Origin of the sequence: Haloplanus aerogenes (assembly GCF_003856835.1) — an archaeon.
Classification (GTDB): Archaea; Halobacteriota; Halobacteria; order Halobacteriales; family Haloferacaceae; genus Haloplanus; species Haloplanus aerogenes.
In genome coordinates, this window is record NZ_CP034145.1 from 556,715 (window position 1) to 571,179 (window position 14,465).

Here is a 14,465-nt window from a genome sequence, read left to right on the forward strand (position 1 = left end):
ATCACTAGCCGAGGGAAATTCGGCGCTGATCAGAGTGGCTCGTAGGACATGGAGAGTCCGTATATGGCGTGATTTTCGATCACATCTCCAAATACAGTATTGGTGGAGGTGTACACGTAACGGCGTTCTGGACGTCTCTGCACATATCGACCTAGCCGATACATACCGGACTCCTTTCAGAGATCGTGTTGGTAGGTTGGACAGCGTTTAGCGGGGCTTCGTCGAGGAGTTGCGCCGGACACGCTACCGTCGCGACGCGCTGCCCCGATCCGTTTCGCGAACACCGGCTTCCGACCGTCGGTTCGTACGAGTGCGGGACGCTTTTACCCCTCGCGGGCCACCCGTTCGTATGGACGAGTTCGATCTCGGCGTGCCGAAGCAGATTCTCGAATCGCTCCCCGACGAGGACCAGGCAGCCAAGCAGGACATGCAGCGGGCGGTCGCCGGCCTCGAAGCCCGGCTGAACGAGGCAGTGTCGGCGGCCGAGGACGAACGTGAGGCCGCACAGGCCGTCGTCAGTGTACTCGAACGGCTGGAGGATCAACTCGAACAGTACGACGAGTTCGTCCCCGAACTCCGGGCGTGGGGGCAGTCGCCCATCTACGCTATCTCGTGGCGAAACCTGCAGGCCGACCTGATCATGCAGATTCAGGAGGTCGGCTGGGTCGCCGAGCGCATCGATCAGGAGCGCAACTACCGGACCGTCGAGGACGGTATCCGCCTGCGCGATCGGTAGGGTAGCCGTTCCGCACGCTGTCGCGTCCCTTTTTACGCTGGCGCACTTGACGACTGACATGGATCTGCAACTGCGATTTTTCGCGACGTTCCGCGAGGCGGTCGGGCAGAAGACCCTCGAACACGGGTTCGAGGACGGTGCGACCGTCGGGGACGTTCTCCTGACCCTCGAGTCCGAGTACAACGGCCTCGAGGGCCAACTGCTGGACGATCAGGGAGAACTGCAGCCGAATCTCAATATCCTGAAAAACGGGCGGGAAGTGCTCCACATGGAGGGGCCGGAGACGGTGATGGAAGACGGCGATACGCTGTCGATATTCCCACCGGTGGCAGGCGGCGCATGAGCGAGGATTGGGTCCGCCGGGAGCGCTCCTTCCGGGGCATCTCGAAGCGACTCGCGATCCAGTATCTCGAGAACCTCGGCGCCGAACAGGTCGACGACGACCGGGTCGAAGCCGACGACTGGGCGGCCGACCTCTCGGAGCAGACCGTCGGCATCGGGCCGTCGGTGTCGCTGACGCAGGTCGACCTCACCTTCGAAGGTGATCCGGAGATGCTCGACTCGCTCATCGAACGCTTCGCACAGAAGGCGATGCGCGCGGGAGGCTGACCGTGTCCGGTGCGTCGAACTCGCCAATCGACGGGCAGGTGTTCATGCTCGCCTCGGCGAAAGCCAGCGTCGACCCCGGAACCCTGTCGGACCTGCTGTCGCGCGTGCAGGCCCACCTCGCCGACCGGGTCGACACGTACCGCCGCGAGTTCGAGCGCGTCGCCGAGAGCGACGAACGGGAGGTGTTTCTCGTCCCGACCGGTCACTGGGAGACGATCGGTGACCGTCTCGACCTGACCGACCGAGAGCGGAAGGCAGTCGCCCGGACGCACGCGGAACAGCTCCGCCGTATCGGCTCCGACACCGACCGTGACGAGGAGTTCGAGACGGCGCTGGAGATTCGCGAGGCAGTCGTCGTCGGTCGGTGAGTGACGGCGACCGGGAAACCGAAAGGTCGTTACTGGACGCTCGCGCACGGGCATCCATGTTCCCCGACGATTTCCGCGCCGGCGTCCGGGCGGCGCTCCCCTCCCTCCTCGGTCTCGTCCCGTTCGGCCTCGTCGCGGGTATCGCCGCGGTGAACGCCGGCCTTTCGCCCCTGCAGGCGATCGGTCTGTCGTTCGTCGTCTTCGCTGGCGCGTCCCAACTCGCCGCGGTCGACCTCCTCGCGCAGGACGCCTCTCTCGCCGTCGTCGTCGTCACCGCCGTCGTGATCAACCTCCGGATGGCGATGTACTCGGCCTCCATCGCGCCCTACTTCGAGTCGCTCCGGCGGCGCTGGGAGCTGGTGTGTTCCTACCTGCTGACCGACGTTGGCTACGCGCTGTCGATCACCGAGTTCGCCGACGACGAGGGGACGAGTCGGCTGTGGTACTACCTCGGCGCCGCGGGCGCCGTCTGGGCCATCTGGCAGCTCGCCACCATCGCCGGCGTCTTCCTCGGGACGGGCATTCCCGAGCAGTGGAACATTGGCTTCGCCGTCCCCCTCGTGTTCCTGACGCTTCTCGTCTCCGAGGTGTCGGATCGGCCGCGACTCGTCGCCGCCCTGATCGGGGGGAGCGTCGCCGTCGTCGGTGTGAACTGGCCGCTGAATCTCGGCCTCATCGGCGGGGCACTCGCGGGCGTCGGTTCCGGCGTCCTCGTCGATCGGAGGGACGGATGACGACGGACTACGGCCCGCTCGCTATCTGGGCGGTCGTCCTCGCCGTCGGCGTCGCCACCTTCGCCATCCGCTACTCCTTCATCTACCTCTTCGGACGGATCGACGGCGTGCCGCCGCGGGTCGAGGAAGGCCTCCGGTTCGTCCCCGCGGCGGTGCTGGCGGCGCTCGTGGCGCCCTCGATCGTCGACCCCGGACCGACGGTCGTCGCGACGGTCGTCGACGGCCGCTTTCTCGCCGGCGTCGTCGCGGCGCTGGTGGCGTGGTACACCGACAACATGTTCGCCACCATCGCCGTGGGGCTGTTCGCGCTCTGGACGTTCGGGGCGGTGCTGTAGCGTCGCCGCGAAGCGCGAAAAATGAGTGACGATTCGGTCAGTCGTCGTCGTTCGTCGGCGCCGTCTCCTCCCGTTCCTCCGAGGAGATGGGGTCGCTGGCCTCCTCGCTGAAGCCCTTCGAGGACTCCATCCGCCGACGAGCCTCGGGGTCGAACTGCGCCTCGATGTCCTGGTACTTGCTGACGAAGGAGAGTTCGTGGTGGCTCTCCGTCGGGTGGCCCAGGTAGCGGTCTTCGAGGTCGAACTGCGCTTCTTCGTCGTCCTCCGCGAGGCGCTTGAAGTCCTCGTAGACGGCGTGGGCGCCGGAGTGGAGGCCGAAGAGGGTGATGAAGATGTACTTGTAGCCGAGGTCACCCAGTTCCGCGAACGTCAGCGGGTCCTCCTCCTCGGACCACGCGAACGAGGAGGAGTAGTTGAAGGCGAGATCCAGATCCGGGTGGGTCTCGTGGATGGTCTCGGCGTAGTTGATCGCGTCCTCGCGGGACGGGTCGGGCATCTCCGGCCAGACGAGGTCGACCCCGGCGTCGGCGTAGATGCGTCCGCGTTCGAGGTGCTCCTCCCAGTCGCCGTTGGCGGAGCCGTAGGCGTCGGTGCGAGCGATGATCACGGTGTCGTCGCACTGCTTGGCGTCGACGGCGGCGCTGAAGCGGGCTTCGGCGTCCTCGCGGGAGATGATCTGCTTGCCCGCGATGTGGCCACAGCGCTTTGGTGTCGTCTGATCCTCGATGTGGATCGCCGCGACACCCGCCTTTTCGTACTCGCGGACGGCGCGGCGGACGTTGTGGATGCCGCCGTAGCCGGTGTCGCAGTCGGCGATCACGGGGAGGGTCGTCGCCTCCGCGATCCGCTTCGCGTTCTCGACCATCTCGGTCATCGTCACCATCTCCAGATCGGGGAAGCCGAACTGGCCGAGGACGGTCGAGTAGCCGCTCATGTAGACGGCGTCGTGGCCCGTCATCTCCGCGAGACGGGCGTCGAGGGCGTGGTAGAGGCCGGGGGCGAACACGAACTGCTGGTTCGCCAGTTGCTCACGGAACTGGACCGCTGCGGGGTTGTCGATATCGCGCGTGACCGTGTCGGTGTCGAGGTCTTCTGGGGTCATTTAGATGTCCGTTGGGTCGTCAGTTCGGGAACGGTTCGGGCGGCCGAGATCGGGGACGAGTGGCGCCTCCTGTGCCATCTCGTCGTCGTACGTTCGCTGGGTCTCGGTGTCGGTCGGCGTCGTCCGCCGTGTCGGAGGCGTCTCGCGGGTCGTCTGTCCCCCGTCCGTGCGGGTGTCGTCTGCACGGCCGATGTCGGGAACGAGCGGGGCTTGCTGGGCTAGTTCGTCGTCGCGTCGGGTCGTGGGTTGCATGGTGGTGTTGTGTCGCGTGGTGGTCGTCTAGCGATCCGGCTCGCCTCGGCGGCGGAGTCGCGTACGTGCATTGCACCCGATGGGATGGCACGGGACCAAATAAAGTTAATGATCTATAATGATAATATTCGTTAATGTTGATTCCACTGCCTTAAATGCGTCTTGGTACCAATACTCATGGACGGCGACCCACTTCACGGAGCTTAATTCCGTCCGGCGCCGAGGACGGATAGATGGTAGCAGCGATCGAGATCGACGATCTCAGGAAGGCTTACGGCGACGTGACGGCGCTGGACGGCGTGTCGCTGACGGTGCCCGAGGGGAGTTTCTTCGGCTTGCTCGGTCCGAACGGCGCCGGCAAGACGACGTTCATCAACGTCCTCGTCGGCCTCGTCCGCAAGAGCGGCGGCGAGGCGCGGGTGTTCGGCCACGACGTGGAGGACGACTACCGCGAGGCCCGCAACTGCATCGGCCTCGCGCCGCAGGAGTTCAACGTCGACCGCTTCTTCCCGATCCGGGAAGTGCTGGAGCACAAAGCCGGCTACCACGGCATCCCCGCGAGCGAGGCGCGCGAGCGCGCCGACGAGGTGTTGAAACAGGTCGGCATCTACGAGAAACGCGACACCCGCTTCGACTGGCTCTCCGGCGGCATGAAACGCCGGTTCCTCATCGCGCGGGCGCTCGTCACCGACCCCGACCTCCTCATCCTCGACGAGCCGACCGCCGGCGTCGACGTCCAGCTCCGCCACGACCTCTGGGACCTCATCACCGACCTCAACGCACAGGGGACGACCATCCTGCTCACGACCCACTACATCGAGGAGGCCGAACGCCTCTGTGACGAGGTGGCCATCCTCGACAGTGGGCAGGTCGTGACGGTGAGTACGCCGGACGAACTCATGGACCGCGGCACCGACCGCATCACGGTCACGTTCCGCGAGCCGATCCAGTCGGCGCCCGCCATCGCCGCTGGCAACGGGCAAGTCGAGGCGGTGGACGTGGAGGACGGTCGCCTCGTCGTCGCCGCGTCCCGCGGAGGTCTCGTCGCCCCCGACCTCGTGCGCGAACTCGACTCGGCGGGCTACGAAATCGTCGACCTCGACGTGTCGCGCACGTCGCTGGAGGAAGTGTTCGTCGAGATGACTCGCACCGACTCGGCGGTCACCGACGGAGGGCGACCATGAGCGTCGTCGGCCTCAAGACGCTGACCCGCCGGGAGATTCTCCGGTTCCTCCGGCGTCCCAAGAACACCTTCGCGCCGCCGCTGATCACGAACGTCCTCTACTTCTCGGTGTTCGGCGTCATCCTCGGCCAGCGCATCGACACGATTCAGGGGATTCCGTACATCCTCTTTATCCTCCCCGGCCTCGTCGTCCTCGGCGCCATCTCCAACGCCTTCGAGAACGCCGCCTTCTCCATCTTCCACGGCCGGTGGAACGAGTACATCCACGAACCCCTCACCTCGCCGCTCTCCTACACGGAGATGGCGGCGGCGTACGTCCTCGCCGGCGCGACCCGCGGGGCCATCGTGGGCGTCCTCATCGCCTTCGTCGGCGCCGCCTTCACCTCCGTCGGCGTCACACGTCCGCTCTATCTCGTCGGCTTCGGCGTCGTCATCACCGTCCTCTTCGCCGGCATCGGCGTGGTCGGCGGCCTCTGGGCCGACGACTGGGACGACCTCACCATGATGAATCAGTTCATCCTCCGCCCGCTGGTCTTCTTCGGCGGCGTCTTCTACTCCATCGCCGAACTCCCGCCGCTTCTGGAGACCCTCTCCTATCTCAATCCGATGGTCTACATGGTCAACGGGGTTCGGTACGGCTTCCTCGGCGCGTCGGAAGTCGACCCGAACGTCTCCCTCGCGGTCCTCGCCGGCCTCGCGACGGCCGTCGTCGCCCTCGACATCGCGCTGTTCCGTCGGGGCTACGGGCTGACCGAGTGAACCCTTCCCAAGGTACAATCCGCGTTTTCGCCAAGCCAGTCTATTACGGGACGGCGTCCGCACGCCGACCTGCATCATGTCCGACGACTCCGATGGCGCGTCACTGTCGAGGGCCCAGTCGTACGCCCTCGTCGTGGCCGCGGCCATCCTGTTGAGTGCGGTCCTCGCACCCGTCGCCTACGACCGGGCGACAGCCCCCGACGGTCGCGTCGCCGTCATCTCCGTCGAGGGCTTCATCTCCTCCAGTTCGGTCACCGCCGTGCAGGAGGACCTCCGCGAGGCCCGCGAGAACGAATCGATCGACGCGGTCGTCCTGAACGTCGACAGCCCCGGTGGCTCGGCGGCCGCGAGCGAACAACTCTACCTCGCCGTCCAGCGGACGGCGCAGGTGATGCCCGTCGTCGCGAGCGTCAAATCGACCGGCGCGTCCGGCGCCTACTACGCGATGCTCCCCGCGCGTGACATCTACGTCACCCCGGCCTCCATCGTCGGGAGCGTCGGCGTCCGCGGCGCGGCGCCCGGCCCCTCGCTCCCCGGCGAGATCAAGAGCGGCCCGGACAAGGCCAGTACGACCGCCGACCAGCGCCGCGCACAGATCGAGACGCTCCAGCGCGCGTTCGTCGGCAGCGTCATGAAACACCGCGGCGACGAACTCGGCCTCTCGCGCACCGAGGTCGCACACGCCAAGGTGTACACCGGCGCCAGCGCCGTCGACAACGGTATGGCCGACCAGATTGGGTCGACCCCCGAGGCCATCGACGCGGCGGCCGAGGCGGCCGACCTCGAAGACTACGAGGTCGTCCGCAAGGAGCCGCCGCGCGCCGGCGGCCTCATCCTGCTCAGTACGGACGACGGCGGGACCGTCGTCGTCGAGAAAAGCCCCGCCGGCTACGACGCCGTCGACACGCCCACCTTCCTGATGGTGTACGGCGAGGTTCAGACGACAGACGAGGTGATCGGCAATGTCAGCGCCTAAGTCCAGACTCGCGGTCGTGTTCGTCGTTATCGTCGCCGCCATCGTCGGCGGTGCAGCCGTCGCGCCCTACGCGCTCGGTTCGGCCGATGACGGCGACAGCGACCCCGTGAGCGTCGAGAACCAGCAGTTCCAGCCCGGCACCATCCTCCCCGACGAGACGACCGAGGAGGGCGAAATCAGCATGGAGAGCGACGCCACGGGTAAGACCGTCCTCGTCGACGTTGGGCACGAGAACGGCATCTCGAAGACGCAGCTCGAACCCCTCCTCTCCACGCTCGTCGAGAACGGGCACCAGATTCGGTTCTACCGCGGCCAGCGCCAGAGCCTCAACGAGTCGCTCCGCTCGGCCGACGCTTTCCTCGTCGCCAGCCCCCAGCGGCGCTACACGAGCGACGAACTCGCGGGCGTCGAGGCCTTCACCGACGCCGGCGGACGCGTCCTCGTGATGGGCGACCCGCCGTCCGTGCAGGCCTCCGGCGGCCTCCTGTTCGGCCTCGGCAGCCTCCAGCCCACCGCCCCGCGCACGACGGCGCTCGGATCGACCTACGGGGTGGCGTACGGCTCCGGCTACCTCTACAACATGGACGAGAACGACAACAACTACAAGAGCATCTACGCCCGGCCGACGGCTGACACCGATCTCACCGCTGGCGTCGACCGCGTCGTGATGCGCGAGGCCGTTCCGCTCCGGACGACCGGCGCCACGCGTGCACTCGTCGGCACCGACGGCACGCACCTGTCGACGACCCGCGATCCCGGGCAGTACGCGGTGCTCGCCCGGAGCGGCAACGTCACCGCGGTCGGTGACACCGACTTCGTCACCCGCGAGAACGCCTACGACGCCGACAACGACGTGTTGATCGGCAACCTCGCGGACTTCCTCGTGAGCGGCGACAAGCGCCCCGGCGCGCCGAGGCCGCCCGGTGCGGACCAGCCGCAGCGACCGCCGGCGGGTGGCGAGAGCGGCGGTGGTGGGCAGCCGACCCCGCCGCCGACCCCGGCGCCCGCCTGACGCCGGTGTCGTTCGCCCAATCGTAGCATATTTCGGCGTCGGCCGCCGGACTGGTAGTATGCCACCGTTCACCACATCGCGCCGTCGACTGCTGCGATGGGTGGGAGCGGCGGGTGCTGCCGGCCTCGCCGGCTGTGCCGGCGGCTCCGGTGACGGTTCGGAACTCGTCGCGACCCTCGGCGCCGACGTGAGCACGTACGATCCGACACAGGCCAACGACACCACGTCACGCAAGGCCTTCGGCCTCGTCTACGAACCGCTCGTCTCCGTCGACTTCGAGGGTACCGTCCGCCCGACGCTCGCCACCGCGGTCGACCAGCGGGACGACCGCACCTGGCGCATCTCCCTCCGCGAGGGCGTCACCTTCCACGACGGGAGCGACCTCACCGCCGCCGACGTGGTCGCTACCTTCGAGCGCTACGAGGGCACGCCCCGCGAGTCCGACGTGTACCTCTGGTACGACGACGCGACCATCCGCGACGACTACACGCTCGACGTGACCCTCTCGGAACCCTACGCCCCGTTTCAGCTCTCCCTCGGTGGCGTCCCAATCGTCCCAGAAGCGGCCGCGACGGACGCCCTCGACCTCTCGAACGGTCCCGTGGGCACCGGCCCGTACGCCTTCGATACGCACGAACCCGACCGACTCTATCGACTCGTCCGCAACGACGACCACTGGTACGGAGGGGAGGGCGAAGCCGATGACGGCGACGGCGTCCCGGACACTCCGCCCATCGAGACCCTCACCTTCCGCATCATCGTCGAACAGTCCTCGCAGGTGGCCGCCCTCCGGGCCGGCGACATCGACCTCGCCAACAACCCGCCGGCCGACGCGGTGGCCGACCTGCGCGCCGACGACGCCATCACCGTCTCCGAACGCCTCGCCGGCGGGTTCGAGATGCTCGTCTTCCCTCTCGCCACCTCACCGTTTTCGAACCGCGACGTGCGCGAGGGTATCGCCCGCCTCGTCCCCAGACAGGAGATCATCGACTCGGTGTACGGTGGCATCGGTCAGCCGGCGTACGCCCCGATCTCGCCGCTCCTCTCCGACTACACCTCCGAGTCGTTCCTGCAGGAGATGGGAGAGGAGTACATGCGCTACGACCCCGAGCAGGCCCGCGAGTTGCTGGAGCGGGGCTTTTCCGCCCTCGACATCTCGCCGCCGTACGAGACGACCATCGTCACCAACGAGACGGGCGACCGGGTGCGGTGGGCGCAACTCGTCCGCGACGAACTGAACCGGACCGACTACTTCGACGTGTCCCTCGAACAGTTCGAGTGGAACACGTACGTCGGGCGCGTGCTCGCCGGTGACTCCCACCGCTCCGACGCCATGATGGCGCTCGGCTGGTCCGGTGGCTGGGACCCCGACACCTACCTCCGCAGCGTGTTCCACGGCGAGCAGTCGACGCCCTCGTGCTGTAACGCCGCTCACTACGCCAACGACGAGGTGGACCGCCTCCTGGACGAGGCGCTCACCGTCTACGACACCGCGGAGCGCCGCGAACTCTACGAACAGGCCCAGCGCCGCATCGTCTCCGACGCCCCCGTCGCCTTCGTCCGGTTCGGTACGCGAATCGAGGCGTTCCGCTCCGACACCGTCGAGGGATTTCGCACCTACCCCCTCGACTCCGGGGAGTTCACCGCCATCTACGCGCCGTGGGCGAACACCTACACCTCCCTCGGGGGCGGATAGCCGCCGATGTCGCTCCGGCGTTACGTCCTCCGGCGGACGCTCCTCACCCTCCCCATCCTCTTCGGCGTCTCCGTGCTCACGTTCAGCCTCGTCAAACTCCTGCCGGGCACGCCCGTCGATTACGTCCTCCAGTTTCAGGAGGCGACGCCCGAACTCCGGGCGTCGCTCCGCGCCCAGTACCACCTCGACGAACCGCTCTGGCGACAGTACCTGCTCTGGCTGAACGACGTGCTCCATCTCGATTTCGGTGACCGGGTCGTCTCCGACCGCAGCGTCCGCGCCGCCATCGCCGAGCGCCTCCCCGAGACGCTCGTTCTCGGCGGCGTCGCTTTCCTGATCGCCCTCCTCGTCGGCGTCCCGGCCGGCGTCCTCGCCGCCGTCCGTCGCGGGACGCTCGTCGACGAGGGGAGTCGCGTCGTCGCCCTCGCCGGCATCGCCACCCCGAACTTCTGGCTCGGCCTCCTGCTCATCCTCCTGTTCGGCGTCCACCTGAACCTCGTGAGCGTCATCCCACCCATCGCCCCGCTGTTCGCCCCCGAGTCGCTCGCCTTCCTCGTCCTCCCGGCCATCACCCTCGGCACCGCCTCGGCCGCGCTCTTTACTCGCCTCACCCGCTCGGCCGTCACCGAACAACTCCGGCAGGAGTATGTCCGCACCGCCCGCGCCAAGGGGCTGGACGAACGGACCGTGGTCGTCAAACACGTCCTCCGCAACTCGCTCATCTCGGTCGTTACCGTCGCCGCCGTACAGGTCGCCTTCCTCCTTGACGGCGCCGTCGTCATCGAGCGAGTGTTCTCGTGGCCCGGCCTCGGTCGTCTGCTCGTTCGCGCCATCCTCCAGCGTGACTTCCCCGTCGTGCAGGCGGTGGTGTTGCTCGTCGCCACGGCCGTGGTTCTCGCCAACCTGCTCGCGGACGTACTGTACGCCTGGCTCGATCCCCGCATCGCCTACTGATCATGTCCAGAAATCCACTCGACGGCCGTGGCCGCCTCCGTGTGCGTGGGTTCGGGAGCGACGCGGACGAGAGGGATTCGGATGCCGAGACGACTGCCACCGTCGACACCCCCACGACCGACCGCTGGCGCCGCGCCTGGACTCGATTCCGCCGTGACCGCGCCGCCGTCGCCGGACTCGCCGTCATCGTCGTCATGGCTCTCCTCGCCGTCTTCGCTCGGCCCGTCGAGGTGGCTGGCGTCGTCGTCCAACCGGTCGCGCTGGCGCCGTACGACCCCGGCGCCTCGGGTGTCGCCCCCGCCTACCGTCCGCCCTCCCTGTCCCACCCCTTCGGCACCGACTGGGCCGGCCGCGACGTGTTCTCCCGCGTCCTCTACGGCGGGCGCTACAGCCTCTCCATCGGTGTCGTCGCCGTCGGCCTCGCCCTCCTCGTCGGCGTCCCCCTCGGCGCCGTTGCGGGCTACGCCGGCGGCTGGGTCGACGAGACCATCATGCGACTGGTCGACGTGCTCTACGCCTTCCCCTTCCTCGTTCTCGCCATCGCGCTCGTCGCGGTGTTCGGGCAGGGGTTCTGGAAACTCGTCGTCGCGCTCGTCGCCGTCGGCTGGATCAGCTACGCCCGCCTCATCCGGGGCGAGGTGTTGAGCGTGAGCGAACGCGACTACGTGCTGGCGGCGCAAGCCCTCGGCGCGAGCGACGGCCACATCCTCCGGCGCCACGTCGTCCCCAACGCCATCGCCCCCGTCATCGTGCAGGCGACGCTCAACGTCGGCACCGTCGTCCTCTCGGCGGCGGCGCTCGGCTTCCTCGGCCTCGGCCTCGAACCCGGCACCGCGGAGTGGGGGTCGATGCTCTCCGCCGGCCGCGACACCCTCGTCGGCGGCGAGTGGTGGGTCACCGTCTTCCCCGGCCTCGCCATCTTCCTCTTTGTCCTCTCGATCAACCTCGTCGGCGACGGCGTCCGGGACGCCCTCGACCCCGACGCCGACACCGACCGCTACCGCACCCGGGAGGCGCGCTGATGGCGCTGTTGGAAGTCGAGGATCTCGACGTGCGCTTCTACACCGAGGGCGGCGTGGTGCAAGCCGTCGACGACCTCTCCTACACTCTCGACCGCGGCGAACGCCTCGGCATCGTCGGCGAGAGCGGCGCGGGCAAGACCGTCACCGCCCTCGCCGTTCTCGACTTGCTCGACGATCCCGGACGGATCGAGGGCGGATCGATCCGCTTCGACGGCGAGGAAATCGTCGGTGCCTCACCCGAACGGCTTCGTCGCCTCCGCGGCGGCGAGATCGGGATGGTGTTTCAGGACCCCGAGACGGCGCTCAATCCCGTCTACACCGTCGGCGAGCAGGTCGCGGAGGCGGTGCGCGTCCACACCGACCGCGAGGGCGAGGCCGCCCACGACCGCGCCGTCGCCCTCCTCGACCGCGTGGGCATCCCCGACCCCGCGACCCGCGCGACCCAGTACCCCCACGAGTTCTCGGGCGGCATGGCCCAGCGGGTCGTCGTCGCCATGGCGCTCGCCGGCGACCCCGACCTCCTGATCGCGGACGAACCGACCACGGGACTGGACGTGACCATCGAGGCCCAACTCCTCGACCTCCTCGACGACCTCGCGGCCGACGACCTCGCCGTGCAACTCGTCTCCCACGACCTCGGCGTCGTCGCTGGCTTCTGTGATCGCGTGCTGGTGATGTACGCCGGACAGGCCGTCGAGCGTGCGTCCGTCGGCGACCTGTTTTACCACCCACGCCACCCCTACACGGCCGGCCTGTTGAGCGCCATCCCGCGCATCGGCGACGACCGCGACCGTCTCGCCACGATTCCCGGCACCACGCCCGACCTCGCCTCGCCGCCGCCGGGCTGTCGCTTCCACCCCCGATGTCCCTACGCCGAGGACGCCTGCACGAAACGCGATCCGCCGCTGGTCGGCGTCGACAGCGAGGTGCGGCGCACCTCGGAGAGCGGAGCCGGTGAAGCCGGCAACGGCAAGGCGCGACGCGCCTCGGAGAGCGGAGCCGACGCCAGCGACCACCAAGCCGCTTGCCTCGCCTACGTCGACGACGCCGACTTCGACGGCGATCTCGATTTCTTCGTCGAAGTCGCGGGAGACGAAGACGACGCGGAGGCCGACTCGTGACCGACCCGCTCGTCAGCGCCGAGGGACTGGTGAAACACTACCCGACCGAGGACTCGTTTCTCGCTCGACTGCTCGGCCGACGGCGGTGGGTCCGCGCTGTCGACGGCATCGACCTCGACATCTACCCCGGCGAGACGCTGGCGCTCGTCGGCGAATCTGGCTGTGGCAAGAGCACGCTCGGGCGGACGCTCCTCCACCTCGACGAACCGACTGCGGGGACGGTCCGTCACCGCGGCGACGACCTCGGAACCCTCTCCGCCGCCGACCTACGGACCCGCCGGCGCGACCTTCAGTACGTCTTCCAGAACCCGACCGCGAGTCTCGACCCGCGGCTCACCGTCGGCGACGCCATCGGCGAAGCGCTGGACGTACACGGCATCGCCTCGGGCGCCGAGCGTGACCGTCGGATCGCGGAGCTGCTGGAGACGGTCGGCCTCCGCCCGAGTCACGCCGCGCGCTACCCACGCGAACTCTCCGGCGGCCAGCGCCAGCGGGTCGGCATCGCTCGCGCCCTCGCTGTCGACCCCGAGTTCGTCGTCTGCGACGAACCCGTCAGCGCCCTCGACGTGTCCGTGCAGGCCGGCGTCCTCAACCTCCTTGCGGACCTGCAGGACGAGTTCGGCCTCACCTACCTCCTGATCGCCCACGACCTCTCGGTCGTCCAGCATCTCGCGGACCGCGTGGCGGTGATGTATCTCGGCGAACTCGTCGAAGTCGGGACCGTCGAGGAGGTGTTCTCGCCGCCCTACCACCCCTACACGTGGTCGCTCCTCTCGGCGGTCCCCGAACCCGACCCGCAGTGGGATCGGGAACGGGTCGTCCTCGACGGCACCGTCCCTTCTGCGACCGATCCGCCCGACGGCTGTAAGTTCCACACCCGCTGTCCCATCGTGCAGGACGACTGCGACGAGTGGGACGATCACCCCGACCTCACCCCCGTCGCCGGCGCCCGTATCGGCGCCGGCGACCACTCCAGTATCGGCGCCGGCGACGACGATGCCGACCACACCCACGCCATCGCCTGCCCCTACCACGAACGACTCGATGTCGACCCGGAGGCCGACCAGTGACCCGTCCCCCTCGCCGCGCCGAGCGCACCGACGCCCTCGCCCGCGATGACGACCATCCGAACACGCCGCCCGCACCGTCGACCACCCGCTCGTTCGACGCCGCGAAGGCGAGTCACGCGCTCCTCCCTCGCGCCCTCCGCCGCCGCGCCCTCGTCGTCGACTGCGACACCGACCGCGACAGCTACGCCTCCGACCAGCCCGTTCGTCTCCGCGTCACCGTCCGCAACCGCTTCCCCCTCCCGCTTCAACTGCGCACGACCGCGCCCGTCCCGTGGACGTGGTCGGTCGACGGCGTGGACCGCGCCTCCGAACTCGATTCGCTCCCCGACGAGACCGGCACTCTCCGTCTCGCCCGCCGCGAGACCAAGACCTTCGAGGCCGTCTGGTACCAGCGCATCCGCGTCGCCGCCGACGAGTGGGTGGCCGTCGCCCCCGGCGCACACACTATCGGGGTTCGCCTCCTCGTCGCCGACCCGACCGACCGCCTCGCGGCGACGACAGCCGTCCACATCGAATAGCCCAAGGCCAGCGGGCGC

Annotated in this window: 18 protein-coding genes; 16 read left to right on the top strand and 2 right to left on the bottom strand. The window is 68.4% G+C overall.

The window, feature by feature from the left end:
- Nucleotides 1-349 precede the first annotated feature (349 nt).
- Genes DU502_RS02880 through DU502_RS02905 form a run of 6 tightly spaced genes read left to right on the top strand, consistent with a single transcriptional unit; the run spans nucleotide 350 to nucleotide 2,782 of the window.
- Entirely contained in the window at nucleotides 350-736 is a 387-nt protein-coding gene (locus DU502_RS02880; RefSeq protein WP_121919871.1) for a hypothetical protein, read from the top strand.
- A 58-nt stretch (nucleotides 737-794) separates the two neighbouring features.
- Entirely contained in the window at nucleotides 795-1,079 is a 285-nt protein-coding gene (locus DU502_RS02885; RefSeq protein WP_121919870.1) for a ubiquitin-like small modifier protein 1, read from the top strand.
- On the top strand, nucleotides 1,076-1,345 hold the full coding sequence (locus tag DU502_RS02890) for a hypothetical protein (RefSeq protein WP_121919869.1): 270 nt from the start codon (nucleotides 1,076-1,078) through the stop codon (nucleotides 1,343-1,345). Before DU502_RS02885 ends, DU502_RS02890 begins: the two co-directional genes overlap by 4 nt.
- A gap of 44 nt (nucleotides 1,346-1,389) precedes the next feature.
- Complete coding sequence (locus DU502_RS02895) at nucleotides 1,390-1,713, top strand: hypothetical protein (RefSeq protein ID WP_121920128.1); 324 nt, start codon at nucleotides 1,390-1,392, stop codon at nucleotides 1,711-1,713.
- 56 nt (nucleotides 1,714-1,769) lie between these two features.
- Nucleotides 1,770-2,447: an AzlC family ABC transporter permease gene (locus DU502_RS02900; RefSeq protein ID WP_121919868.1), complete on the top strand. Its 678-nt coding sequence runs from the start codon at nucleotides 1,770-1,772 to the stop codon at nucleotides 2,445-2,447.
- A complete protein-coding gene (locus tag DU502_RS02905; protein ID WP_121919867.1) occupies nucleotides 2,444-2,782 on the top strand; it encodes an AzlD domain-containing protein in 339 nt (112 codons plus the stop codon). Before DU502_RS02900 ends, DU502_RS02905 begins: the two co-directional genes overlap by 4 nt.
- Before the next feature lie 37 nt (nucleotides 2,783-2,819).
- On the opposite strand, the gene aceA is transcribed toward DU502_RS02905, so the two are convergent.
- Nucleotides 2,820-3,884: an isocitrate lyase gene (aceA, locus tag DU502_RS02910; protein ID WP_121919866.1), complete on the bottom strand. Its 1,065-nt coding sequence runs from the start codon at nucleotides 3,882-3,884 to the stop codon at nucleotides 2,820-2,822.
- Nucleotides 3,885-4,136 (bottom strand): hypothetical protein, encoded by a 252-nt coding sequence (locus tag DU502_RS02915; RefSeq protein WP_121919865.1) that lies wholly within the window; start codon nucleotides 4,134-4,136, stop codon nucleotides 3,885-3,887.
- Between the two features lie 233 nt (nucleotides 4,137-4,369).
- Here DU502_RS02915 and DU502_RS02920 point away from each other — a divergent pair, with 233 nt between their 5' ends.
- The 10 genes from DU502_RS02920 to DU502_RS02965 all read left to right on the top strand — a co-directional run bounded on the left by DU502_RS02920 (nucleotide 4,370) and on the right by DU502_RS02965 (nucleotide 14,447).
- Entirely contained in the window at nucleotides 4,370-5,320 is a 951-nt protein-coding gene (locus DU502_RS02920; RefSeq protein WP_121919864.1) for an ABC transporter ATP-binding protein, read from the top strand.
- Nucleotides 5,317-6,078 (top strand): ABC transporter permease, encoded by a 762-nt coding sequence (locus DU502_RS02925; RefSeq protein ID WP_121919863.1) that lies wholly within the window; start codon nucleotides 5,317-5,319, stop codon nucleotides 6,076-6,078. Before DU502_RS02920 ends, DU502_RS02925 begins: the two co-directional genes overlap by 4 nt.
- A gap of 73 nt (nucleotides 6,079-6,151) precedes the next feature.
- On the top strand, nucleotides 6,152-7,054 hold the full coding sequence (locus DU502_RS02930; RefSeq protein ID WP_394338925.1) for a S49 family peptidase: 903 nt from the start codon (nucleotides 6,152-6,154) through the stop codon (nucleotides 7,052-7,054).
- On the top strand, nucleotides 7,041-8,066 hold the full coding sequence (locus DU502_RS02935; protein ID WP_124897001.1) for a DUF4350 domain-containing protein: 1,026 nt from the start codon (nucleotides 7,041-7,043) through the stop codon (nucleotides 8,064-8,066). Before DU502_RS02930 ends, DU502_RS02935 begins: the two co-directional genes overlap by 14 nt.
- 58 nt (nucleotides 8,067-8,124) lie before the next feature.
- Complete coding sequence (locus DU502_RS02940) at nucleotides 8,125-9,762, top strand: ABC transporter substrate-binding protein (protein ID WP_121919860.1); 1,638 nt, start codon at nucleotides 8,125-8,127, stop codon at nucleotides 9,760-9,762.
- A gap of 6 nt (nucleotides 9,763-9,768) precedes the next feature.
- Nucleotides 9,769-10,716 (top strand): ABC transporter permease, encoded by a 948-nt coding sequence (locus DU502_RS02945; protein WP_121919859.1) that lies wholly within the window; start codon nucleotides 9,769-9,771, stop codon nucleotides 10,714-10,716.
- A gap of 2 nt (nucleotides 10,717-10,718) precedes the next feature.
- Nucleotides 10,719-11,738, top strand: a complete 1,020-nt coding sequence (locus tag DU502_RS02950; protein WP_121919858.1) for an ABC transporter permease — start codon at nucleotides 10,719-10,721, stop codon at nucleotides 11,736-11,738.
- Nucleotides 11,738-12,859: an ABC transporter ATP-binding protein gene (locus tag DU502_RS02955; RefSeq protein WP_121919857.1), complete on the top strand. Its 1,122-nt coding sequence runs from the start codon at nucleotides 11,738-11,740 to the stop codon at nucleotides 12,857-12,859. Before DU502_RS02950 ends, DU502_RS02955 begins: the two co-directional genes overlap by 1 nt.
- Entirely contained in the window at nucleotides 12,856-13,929 is a 1,074-nt protein-coding gene (locus DU502_RS02960; protein WP_121919856.1) for an ABC transporter ATP-binding protein, read from the top strand. Before DU502_RS02955 ends, DU502_RS02960 begins: the two co-directional genes overlap by 4 nt.
- Entirely contained in the window at nucleotides 13,926-14,447 is a 522-nt protein-coding gene (locus DU502_RS02965; protein ID WP_121919855.1) for a hypothetical protein, read from the top strand. Before DU502_RS02960 ends, DU502_RS02965 begins: the two co-directional genes overlap by 4 nt.
- Nucleotides 14,448-14,465: the final 18 nt, after the last annotated feature.

Excerpts from the sequence above, each read along its gene's own strand:
- DU502_RS02880 (WP_121919871.1), top strand. The coding sequence starts at position 350 with ATGGACGAGTTCGATCTCGGCGTGCCGAAGCAGATTCTCGAATCGCTC.
- DU502_RS02885 (WP_121919870.1), top strand. The coding sequence starts at position 795 with ATGGATCTGCAACTGCGATTTTTCGCGACGTTCCGCGAGGCGGTCGGG.
- DU502_RS02890 (WP_121919869.1), top strand. The coding sequence starts at position 1,076 with ATGAGCGAGGATTGGGTCCGCCGGGAGCGCTCCTTCCGGGGCATCTCG.
- DU502_RS02895 (WP_121920128.1), top strand. The coding sequence starts at position 1,390 with ATGCTCGCCTCGGCGAAAGCCAGCGTCGACCCCGGAACCCTGTCGGAC.
- DU502_RS02900 (WP_121919868.1), top strand. The coding sequence starts at position 1,770 with ATGTTCCCCGACGATTTCCGCGCCGGCGTCCGGGCGGCGCTCCCCTCC.
- DU502_RS02905 (WP_121919867.1), top strand. The coding sequence starts at position 2,444 with ATGACGACGGACTACGGCCCGCTCGCTATCTGGGCGGTCGTCCTCGCC.
- aceA (WP_121919866.1), bottom strand. The coding sequence starts at position 3,884 with ATGACCCCAGAAGACCTCGACACCGACACGGTCACGCGCGATATCGAC.
- DU502_RS02915 (WP_121919865.1), bottom strand. The coding sequence starts at position 4,136 with ATGCAACCCACGACCCGACGCGACGACGAACTAGCCCAGCAAGCCCCG.
- DU502_RS02920 (WP_121919864.1), top strand. The coding sequence starts at position 4,370 with ATGGTAGCAGCGATCGAGATCGACGATCTCAGGAAGGCTTACGGCGAC.
- DU502_RS02925 (WP_121919863.1), top strand. The coding sequence starts at position 5,317 with ATGAGCGTCGTCGGCCTCAAGACGCTGACCCGCCGGGAGATTCTCCGG.
- DU502_RS02935 (WP_124897001.1), top strand. The coding sequence starts at position 7,041 with ATGTCAGCGCCTAAGTCCAGACTCGCGGTCGTGTTCGTCGTTATCGTC.
- DU502_RS02940 (WP_121919860.1), top strand. The coding sequence starts at position 8,125 with ATGCCACCGTTCACCACATCGCGCCGTCGACTGCTGCGATGGGTGGGA.
- DU502_RS02945 (WP_121919859.1), top strand. The coding sequence starts at position 9,769 with ATGTCGCTCCGGCGTTACGTCCTCCGGCGGACGCTCCTCACCCTCCCC.
- DU502_RS02950 (WP_121919858.1), top strand. The coding sequence starts at position 10,719 with ATGTCCAGAAATCCACTCGACGGCCGTGGCCGCCTCCGTGTGCGTGGG.
- DU502_RS02955 (WP_121919857.1), top strand. The coding sequence starts at position 11,738 with ATGGCGCTGTTGGAAGTCGAGGATCTCGACGTGCGCTTCTACACCGAG.